Consider the following 6,760-nt stretch of genomic DNA (forward strand, 5'->3'; position numbering starts at 1 on the left):
GGTGCCGCGACGATCCGGATCCCGCTCGTCCCGCGCCAGCAGGAGTACGCGACGTACCCGCTGGCCAGCCCGGCACAACCCACGCAGCCCGGCACGGCCGCCCCGCGTCCCAACACCGGCCAGACGCTGGGCCTTTCTGGACCCCCCAGACGCTGGGCCTTTCTGGACCCCCCAACTGCCGTACTAGCAACTATCGCCGCTCGACGCCTCCCCCGGCCCCATCACGAAGGCATCGGGGCTTCTCAGCGGTCTTGCGTGTAACGGCCGGCGCTCCGGGTGTGGAACAGAATGACGCGGGTGCGGCCATCAACGCCGCAACGGCGAGCAGACGGATACGCATCATGATCTCCCGTGTGGACGGCGTCACGGTCCGGGCCGGGACACCCGCCGGTTAAAGGACTCAGCCGCGCGGACGGAGCGAAGCCCGGCCGATCGGGCGCGCCCTTGGAGGCTGATCTCAGTGCCGCCGGCGTCCGCGGGCCGCACCAGCTTCTCTGCCTCGGTTCCCGCACGCGGGGCGACAGCGTGGCGGCGGGGGTTAGGAGCCGCACAACAGGCAAGGAGCACCAGGTCACCTGGCGAATCTCATTCAGACCTTGCTTACCGCCTTGTCCATGAGGAGACCGACGCCGTGGTCCGGAACCGCCGTCCAGTAGTGGCGCTCGCCGTCATGAGCGCCGCCATCATTACGCCGTGGAGTTCCGGCTGCACCGCAGGTAGGGCGCCAGAGAGCGCCCTCTCCACGCGGTTGACCGCCGCCATCGACGCGTCCGTTCCCCAGGAGGGACGGGTGCAGATCGCGTTGCGGAACATGTTCCTGCTCGGCCCGAACCCGGGCGAGCCGACGCCCACAGGCTCCTCACTCGCGCTGTACGGCGTCCTCATCAACCAGGTCATCGGCCGTGCCGACCGGCTGGCCTCGGTCAGCTCACCGCTGTTCGCCGGCGCCCGGATCGACGGCGGCGCCGTGCAAATCCCGGCCGCGCAGCCGGACGGCGAGGGCGGACTGGTCAAGCTTCACGACGAAGGTGCCCTGAACACCGCGGAACCCTCGCCGGACCGTGGTGACGAGTCGGAGACCCCGCCTCCCGCCGAGGCCGGCGAGATCTCCCCGCAACCGACCGGCCCCGGCACCACGGGCCAGGGGCAGCCCCGCGTAGTGCTGCAAGATCTCAACAAGGAACTCGTCGCGGGCGCTCTGGTCCCCGTCCGGCTGCAGTTCGAGAAGGCCGGTGCCGCGACGATCCGGATCCCGCTCGTCCCGCGCCAGCAGGAGTACGCGACGTACCCGCTGGCCAGCCCGGCACAACCCACGCAGCCCGGCACGGCCGCCCCGCGTCCCAACACCGGCCAGACGCCCGGCACCGAGCAGACCACCGGCCGGGAGCAGGGCCCCTAGAAGTATCGAAACTCAGTTACGGCCACGAGCCGCGCGGCGGCACCGTCGCTTGACTCAGCAAGCCGAGTGATCATGGCGGCGGGACCTACGGTCAGGTTCGGCCGCTTGACGGAACCGCTCCCGATTTGTCGGTTGTGCAACGAACTGAGCGTCCTCGCCCCTGCCGCCAGCGCAAATCAGGGCGGCCAGGTGTGCTGCAATGACCGCGTGGTGGGGTCACCAGAGTCGGTCCGCGGCGGGGCAGAACATCCGGAAGGACGAGGTACGGTGGCGGCCGATCACGCTCCTGCCACATCTCGGGCAAATCGGGCACCCGTTGTCACTGTGTCCGCCGCGATCGCGGATGGCCCTGAGTGATGGATGAGTGATAAAAGATCTTGATCCGAAGACCAACTCAAGGGTGATCAGAGCGCTGACCTGCGAAAACTGTGGAGCGGGTGACGGGAATCGAACCCGCGCTGTCAGCTTGGGAAAAACAATTAGCGTCCTTTTTAGACGTTGGCACTCCGGTTCATTACCGACTAAAATCCAGGTCAGCGGCATGATCACATGTCACATTGTTCAAGATCATGTCAATGCGTCACAGTTGATCCATTGACATGGGATTGCCACGGGAACCGAATCGGAGGCCGTCCAAAATGGGCAGCACGCGGGCACGTGTCACAAAAGCCGGAATCGTCCGATACCAGGCACTGTACTTCGACCTCCAGGGAAAGTTGCGCTCCGCGGGCACCTACTCGAAGAAGAAGGACGCGGAGAGCGCGTGGCGAGACGCCGAGGCAAAGATCCGCACCGGCCGACCATGGGACCCGCAACGAGGGAAACAGAAGTTTCGATATTACGTCGAAGAGAAGTGGCTACCGAACCACGTCATGGAGCCAAGCACACGCCAGGACTACACCTCCGCGATCTACAAGCACATCATGCCGTACTTCGGGAACATGAAGATGCGCGAGATCTACCCGGAAAACATCCAGGAGTGGATCACATGGCTCAAGGCGCGCGGCGTGAAACCTCGCCGAATCCAGTACTGCAAGGTCTCGGTCCTCAACGCAATCTTTACCACGGCACTGCGAGACAACATCATCGCGATCCATCCGAGCCGAGGAATCAAGACCGACCCCGTGCCCGAGAAGATTCGCGAGATCATCACGGCCGAACAGTTCAACGCCATCTACAGAAATCTCCCGGACGCGGATGCGCAACTCCTCGTCGAGACCGATATCGAAAGCGGACTCCGCTGGGGAGAGTTGAGCGAACTTCGCGTCAAAGACCTCAACTTCCAGACGTGCATCCTCACCGTAAGCCGGGCAGTCGTTGAACTCAGCCGGAAGAACCACCCTGAGGGCAAGCGATTCCTCGTCAAGGAGTACCCTAAGAACAAGAAGCACCGGAGGTTCAAGCTCAGCCCCCAAATCGTCGCCAAGCTCAAAGCACATGTGAGCGCGTACAACCTGGGGCCGGAGGACCTATTCTTCGCGCGCCGATCAACAGGGGACGCCAAGCCATGCCTTCAGCCGGTCGAAGAACCGCCGACATTCATCGCATCCAACGGACGGACCTACACCCACGGGACGATCACCGCATACAACCTCGGCAAGTGCAAATGCGATCGCTGTCGAGGCGCCTACGCCCAGTACCGCGCAAAGCGACGCGCGCAAGGCATGGACAACCCACGGAAGCCCCGGATCGTCGACCCCGACCCGCACATCTCAGCGAACTGGTTTCGAATCCACTGCTGGTACCCGGCTCGTGAAGCCGCTGGCCTGACCTTCAAGCCACGCGTCCACGACCTCAGGCACGCCCACGCCTCCTGGCTCCTCGCCGGCGGCGCCGACCTCCAAGTCGTGAAGGAACGCCTGGGACACCTCAAGCTCTCCACGACCGAGAAGTACCTCCACACCCTCCCCACAGCGGACGAAACCGCACTCACCGCCCTCGACAAGATCCGAAGCGCACCAAAACCCGAACCGTCGCCAGAGCAGCCGCTCGACGACCAACTCGCGAAAGCCAACGAGGAGATCAGCCACCTACGAGGCCTGATCGCCGACCTGACCATCGCCCAACACACCACCAACGACAGACGGCTCCGCCCCGCCTAATCCACCGCCGTGGCATGTGGCGTTCTGGTGTTCCGACGCCGCGCGGCCTCGGTGGAGAATCCAGACCGTTGGCCGAGCCGACCGGGGCCATGGGCAGGTAACGGCCGGCGAGCTTGCCGCCGCGCTCATGCCAGATGGTGGCCGACCGCGAACGCCAGGAATCGGGCACGGATCGCTGATCCGACAAACCCTCGCCGAGCTTATCGCCGCCTATAGACGGACATTCATCACACCCGTCAAGGGCATGCATGTAGCGGGCGAAGACACATTCACCTGGTCTCGTTGGCCGAGGCCAGTGAGATTGAGCCAAGGCAGGCCGGATATACGCGGACTGTGGAAGCGATCAGCAACCTGATCCTGGCTTTGGTCACCTGGACTTGCGCGCTGGCGCTGCTGCGGGTCCCCGGCGTCATCCGTGCCTGGCACATGACGTTCTGGTTCGCCGGGGGCGGTGCCCTGGCGGGGGCGGCCTACCACGGCCTGTTCCATTCGACCGCCGGCTGGGTCGCCGTGGGCGTGCTGGTCGTGATCGCCATCTCCTACCTGCTCATCGGCTCCGCCGAGGAGATCCTCAGCCCGCGCGCGGTCAGGATCGTGATGGGCGTCCGTGCCGCGGGAATCGCGGCGTACGGTGTGGCGGTGGTGCGCGGCCATACCGAGCTGCTCGTGCTGGTGATGGCCGAGAGCGTCACGATGGCTTGCATTCTGGGGCTGTGGATCTACGCGGCGGCCATCCACCACCGCATGGCCACGGGTATGATCCTCGCTCTCCTGGCGCACGGGCTGGCGGGCATCGCCTTCGTGCTGCCCGACTCCGTCACCACCCACATCGGCCTGAACCCGACGTCCCTGTCCCACCTCGCGCAGATCCCCGGGATCCTCGTGCTGTACGCAGCGGTCGTCCACGGGGCCGGGACCCAGCGGGAGACTGGCTGGGCCGCGCGCTGGCGCGAGTCGAAAGATCGTTGGGCAGAGGACATCTAGGTAATCGACAAGCTCAGAGGACAGATCCTCGGGATGAGCCTCCGTGACCCGCGACACTCAGGGTTACTGCCAACGTCCGTCCCGGCCTGGAGAGCCGTTACAACGGCGTCCAGCGATCACGGTGGGAACGAAGAAGGCCAAGCCGACCAGGGAAGTAGCCGCTGTGGCACGCCGGGTCTCTCATCGTTGTTCGAGGTCCTGGCGGCAGCGGGCGATTTCGGCGTCCATGGCCGCGGTGAACTGACGGGCCTGCTGGAGTTCTTCGGCCAGCCGCGCCGTCCGGAACCGGGCCACCTCCTGGAACATCTCCAGACGTTCCAGCAAATAGGGCCGCTGGTAGGTGACCACGGGATTGTCGATCACCTGCAGGGTGACCAGCAGCTCCCGCATCTCACGCAGCGTGAAACCGATCGGCCGGATCCGCCGAAGCAGATGCAGCCGTGCCACGTCGTCCACGGAGTACAGCCGTCTGGTGTCCTCGACCACGGAGGGCACGACGAGGCGCAGTCGCGCGTAATCTCGGATGGTCCGCGGGCTCAGGCCGGTGCGCACCACCACCTCTTCGATGTCCAGGCCCTTCTCGGCCAACGTCCAGCCCCTTCCCCGGCGAATGCGAGTCATGATCAGAAACGACCCGGGTCACTACTCTCACGTAAGAGTAGGTTCTCAGGTCGGCAAACCGTCCGAAGTTCCCCCAACCGCCGCGGGCCGGCCAGCGCATCCGCTTCATTCAGGGGCGGTTCGGCGTAGCGGGACGATCCAGCTCCAAGCTCACCTCGTCAGCCCATGTGCAGGCGACCACTTTCACCATTGGGTCGACTCAGATGCGGGAGCGCCGCCAGGCGCGCCTGCAGGATCACAGTCCTTGTCCGGTCGGGCTGCGCCCTATGAGGCCCTGGTCAGCGAGGGATGATCTGGGTGTCGTCCGGTGATTCGGGATCGCGTTGAAGGCGGCGGCGGGCTGGTAATGCGGCGGGATGGGTTTCCCCTCGCTGGAGCGGGCGAGCATGGCGGCGTCGCAGGAGTTGCAGAGCAGGGCTTGGTTCCAGCTGGTGACGGACAGCTGGGTGCCTCGCGAGTACTGGGTGAGGGCGCGGGGGCGCTGGACCAGGTCGGCGCCGCCGCAGGTGGCGCAGCTCACGGCGGCGTCGCGGGGAAACGAGGCGCCACATGCCTCACAGTCGATTTGAATGCCGTCGGGTCCAGGTCGGCCGGCGAGGTTCTCCTCCTCACCGCAGTGCGGACAGGCGATGTTTCGCGGCACGGCTCTGTCTCTTTCACTTGGGAGACTGGTGCTTCGGCCTAGTTTTACGTGAAGTGAGAGTGCAGGTGCGGGGACGAGACGGCTAGGTGTGTGAGCGGTCGTCGACGTCCACTCCGTCCTGGAGTTGGGCGACATCCGCCACGTCCACTTCGTGGACGACGCGCCAGCTCCCGGACGTGTTTTCCCGTTCGAAGACATAGCGTGTACCTGCGCGCCTGCACCGGTCTGCCAGGAGCTCCTGTCGTGCGCCGTCAACCAGGTAGATGCGATAGCCCGCCAATGGCCCCTCCTCTGCATCGCCGGTCCGTACTGCACCTGGCCGGGGCGGGTTATTGGGAGTACTGTAACGAGCACACTCTACACTAACGTGAGTGTAGAGTGTCAGACTCTCGGAGGTTCCGGATGCCCCTCTATCGGTTTCGGATGGTCGGCGGGGCGGAGCATCGGGTGGAGGCGCACCGGCTTCGAATGGACGAGCTCTGTGTGTACGCCGAGAACTGCCGCATGGGAGCGTCCCCGCCATGGGTGGTCGTCCTGCGGTTGCCGCTGGCGGAGATTCTGGACGTTCACCGCCGGCTGGAGCTTTCCGGCGGTGACCATGGCTGGCTGGATCCGCCGGTGGAGAGTCCGTCCGGATTGAAGTACCTGCCCAACGTGCAGACCGGAACGCCAAGGCGAACGCCGAACAACGCCCGGTGAGCCTGGACGCAGCAGCGGCGGCCTGTTGTTCTTGCCGCGTTCGGACGGGGCCTGCCGCGCTCTAACCCTGACGTCCGCACCGGTGGGCTTCGAGATCCGCATCGGCCGTCGCCCCCCGGCCACCGTCCGGGTACCGCGGGGGCCGCATGAGGGTCACGAGGAGGCCGATCAGTGCCGGGAGGGCTGCGGAGAGCATGAGTGGTGGTGTGTAAGAGCCGGCCAGGTCGTGGCCCAGGGCCAGGAGGATGGGGCCGAATGCGGTGGAGGCGACGGTGGCGGCGTGGATGATGCCGCGCAGCGCGCCGATGTGGG

Annotated in this window: 6 protein-coding genes and 1 pseudogene; 4 read left to right on the top strand and 3 right to left on the bottom strand. The window is 65.5% G+C overall.

Annotation, left to right across the window (positions count from 1 at the left end; all coding sequences use genetic code 11):
• Nucleotides 1-790 precede the first annotated feature (790 nt).
• The 3 genes from E1289_RS35485 (at nt 791) to E1289_RS35495 (ending at nt 4,485) form a co-directional block, all read left to right on the top strand.
• On the top strand, nt 791-1,399 hold the full coding sequence (locus E1289_RS35485; protein ID WP_131988213.1) for a hypothetical protein: 609 nt from the start codon (nt 791-793) through the stop codon (nt 1,397-1,399).
• 638 nt (nt 1,400-2,037) lie between these two features.
• On the top strand, nt 2,038-3,501 hold the full coding sequence (locus tag E1289_RS35490; protein ID WP_131988215.1) for a site-specific integrase: 1,464 nt from the start codon (nt 2,038-2,040) through the stop codon (nt 3,499-3,501).
• Nucleotides 3,502-3,834: 333 nt separating this feature from the next.
• Nucleotides 3,835-4,485 carry a hypothetical protein gene (locus E1289_RS35495; protein ID WP_131988217.1) on the top strand — a complete coding sequence of 217 codons (651 nt, stop codon included), beginning with the start codon at nt 3,835-3,837 and terminating at the stop codon, nt 4,483-4,485.
• Between the two features lie 180 nt (nt 4,486-4,665).
• On the opposite strand, the gene E1289_RS35500 is transcribed toward E1289_RS35495, so the two are convergent.
• Together E1289_RS35500 and E1289_RS39260 are read right to left on the bottom strand one after the other, a co-directional pair.
• Nucleotides 4,666-5,073, bottom strand: coding sequence for a MerR family transcriptional regulator (locus tag E1289_RS35500; RefSeq protein WP_165970757.1), 408 nt, complete (start codon nt 5,071-5,073; stop codon nt 4,666-4,668).
• 268 nt (nt 5,074-5,341) lie between these two features.
• Nucleotides 5,342-5,626 (bottom strand): hypothetical protein, encoded by a 285-nt coding sequence (locus tag E1289_RS39260; RefSeq protein ID WP_207929363.1) that lies wholly within the window; start codon nt 5,624-5,626, stop codon nt 5,342-5,344.
• A gap of 570 nt (nt 5,627-6,196) precedes the next feature.
• On the opposite strand from E1289_RS39260, the gene E1289_RS35510 reads away from it, so the two are divergent.
• Nucleotides 6,197-6,448 carry a hypothetical protein gene (locus E1289_RS35510; RefSeq protein WP_165970758.1) on the top strand — a complete coding sequence of 84 codons (252 nt, stop codon included), beginning with the start codon at nt 6,197-6,199 and terminating at the stop codon, nt 6,446-6,448.
• 61 nt (nt 6,449-6,509) lie between these two features.
• Here the strand turns inward: E1289_RS35510 and E1289_RS39265 are convergent.
• Nucleotides 6,510-6,760: pseudogene (locus tag E1289_RS39265) on the bottom strand (MFS transporter); the annotation flags it as partial.

The organism is Actinomadura sp. 6K520 (assembly GCF_004349245.1).
GTDB lineage: Bacteria > Actinomycetota > Actinomycetes > Streptosporangiales > Streptosporangiaceae > Spirillospora.

Bases quoted from the DNA above. Each gene is read 5' to 3' on its own strand.
- E1289_RS35490 (WP_131988215.1), top strand. From the start codon at position 2,038: ATGGGCAGCACGCGGGCACGTGTCACAAAAGCCGGAATCGTCCGATAC.